Annotated in this window: 2 protein-coding genes; both read left to right on the top strand. The window is 49.3% G+C overall.

The annotated features are described in order from the left end of the window. Positions 1-14: 14 nt before the first annotated feature. Positions 15-1,193 (top strand): NAD(P)/FAD-dependent oxidoreductase, encoded by a 1,179-nt coding sequence (locus tag RMO84_RS17715; RefSeq protein WP_396135891.1) that lies wholly within the window; start codon positions 15-17, stop codon positions 1,191-1,193. Between the two features lie 150 nt (positions 1,194-1,343). After that, on the top strand, positions 1,344-1,924 hold a 581-nt coding region (locus RMO84_RS17720), incomplete at its 3' end, for a phosphatase PAP2 family protein (protein ID WP_310489759.1).

Consider the following 1,924-nt stretch of genomic DNA (forward strand, 5'->3'; position numbering starts at 1 on the left):
CTTCAGTACCGCGTATCTGTATCCTCGGTGGGGGATTTGGGGGCTTGTATACAGCCTTAAGATTGCACCAACTCGTCTGGGAACCAGGCCAAAAGCCAGAAATCACCCTGATTGACAGGCAGCCTAATTTTGTATTCGCGCCGTTGTTGTACGAACTAATCACTGGTGAAATGCAGAGTTGGGAGATCGCACCACCCTTTGCCGAACTGTTGAAAGGGACGGATATTCGTTTCATCCAAGGATCTGTGCGCCAGATCGATCGCGATGCCAAATCGATCGCCTTAGAAGATGGCACGGAACTGGCGTTCGATCGACTAGTACTGGCTCTGGGTTGCGAAACTCCGTCTGAAAGCGTTCCTGGTGTCACCGAACACGCGATTCCCTTTCGATCGCTCCCCGATGCTTACCGGCTCGATGCCAAGTTACGGCAGCTCGAAACTGCCTCAGCCGAACGGATTCGGGTGGCGATCGTCGGGGCTGGTTATTGTGGTGTAGAAGTCGCTTGCAAGATTGCCGATCGCTTAAAGGATCGCGGACGCGTGCGCCTGATCCAATCGCGCGATACTATTCTCCCCAACGCCCCAGAATTCAACCGCAATGCCGCCCTCAAGGCTCTAGAACAGCGCGGCGTTTGGGTTGACCTCGAAACTAACGTGGGGGAGATTACCGCTGACTCAATCGGGCTAATTTATAAGGGTCAGACCGATACAATTCCCGTCGAAGTAGTGATGTGGACGGTGGGTAATCAAGTCAGTCCGGCGATCGATGGCTTTGGCTTGCCACTCGACTCCCGAGGCAAAATTATCATCACCGAACTGCTGCAAGCTAAAGATAACCCCGATATCTTTGCCCTCGGCGATGCTGCCGCGATCTCCGATCCCGATGGCGGCTTTGTCCCGACTACCGCCCAAGTCGCCTTTCAACAGTCGGATTTTGTCGCGTGGAATATCTGGTCGTCACTCACCAATCGACCGCTCTTGCCCTTCCGCTATACCAATCTCGGCGAAATGATGGTCTTAGGCGATGATAATGCGGTGTTATCTGGGTTGGGAATTCAACTAGATGGCCCACTTGCATACCTAACGCGGCGGCTCGTCTATCTGTACCGTTTGCCAACGCTCGAACATCAACTTAAAGTTGGTTTCAATTGGCTGACGCAACCATTGGTGAAGTTACTATCAACTGTCAATTAGTCATTGGCAATCGCCATTTTTAGCTCGATCGAACAGCCCCCTGCAATGGCAATTGGGGCTGTTTTTAGTTTACTCCATGTCAAAATCGATCGAGCTGATTAATCGCTCCGTCGTATCGATCTTTCGCTCTCAATCCAAGCTAAATTAACTATGCATCACCCGCGCTTTAGTCGCCATGCTTTAATCGACCGCCTGCGCCAGCAGGGTGCGTGGCTGATTGCTTATTTAGTAATTCTGGGTGTTGTGGCTTGGTTGTGTACCGAAGTGTGGGAAAAAGAAGCATTTAGCTTCGATCGAGCTTTCTTATTATGGCTTCATCAATTTTCTACTCCAACACTCGATCGCCTATTCCTATTTTTTACAGCTCTGGGCGATCCGCCAACTGTAGTCACAATTTTTATGATGACGATCGCGTGGCTGCTGCTAAAAAGATACTATCGAGATGGTATTAGATTTGCGATCGCTTGTGCGGGTGGTGTAGTTATCAACCAAGAAATGAAGCTATTTTTTGCCAAACCTCGCCCAGAATTATGGCCGAGACTAATTACAGATTTAACATTTTCTTTTCCTAGCGGTCATGCTGTGGGTTCGATGATTGTCTACGGTTTTATTGCCTATATCTTGGCTAAAGAATTACCGCGATCCAAACGATATATTTATGCGATCGCAAGTGTGCTAATTTTGGCGATCGGTTTGAGTCGTTTATATTTAGGCGTACATTATCCGACCGA

The organism is Chamaesiphon sp. VAR_69_metabat_338, from assembly GCF_031423935.1.
GTDB lineage: Bacteria > Cyanobacteriota > Cyanobacteriia > Cyanobacteriales > Chamaesiphonaceae > Chamaesiphon.